This window comes from Variovorax sp. VRV01, assembly GCF_014852545.1.
Lineage (GTDB): Bacteria > Pseudomonadota > Gammaproteobacteria > Burkholderiales > Burkholderiaceae_C > Variovorax > Variovorax beijingensis_A.
In genome coordinates this window covers 1-255 of sequence record NZ_JACVBS010000097.1, presented here as the reverse complement: position 1 = coordinate 255, position 255 = coordinate 1, and the positions used below count along the sequence as shown (strand labels likewise).

The 255-nt window shown below is 68.6% G+C and carries 1 pseudogene; it reads right to left on the bottom strand.

Going from position 1 to position 255, the window contains the following annotated elements:
* A pseudogene (locus tag IB278_RS33730) lies at nucleotides 1-255 on the bottom strand (ester cyclase); the annotation flags it as partial.

Below are 255 nucleotides of genomic sequence, written 5' to 3'. Positions count from 1 at the left end.
CGGCAGCGTTTCGTCCAGCAGCTTGCGCGCCGTCTCCACGCCCGCCACCGGCAGCAGCTTCGGGTCGAGCAGGCCCACCTGCACCAGCACGCTGGCCTGGTCCCAGTAGATGTGCTCGTGGTAGAGCTTGTCGCCGCGGAACTTGACCACCGCCAGCAGCGGAATCTCCACGCGCCGGCCGGTCGGCGCCACGCCCGGCAGCATCCACGGAATCTCGGTGGTGTGCGTGAAGCTGAAGAGCAGCTCGTCCACCAC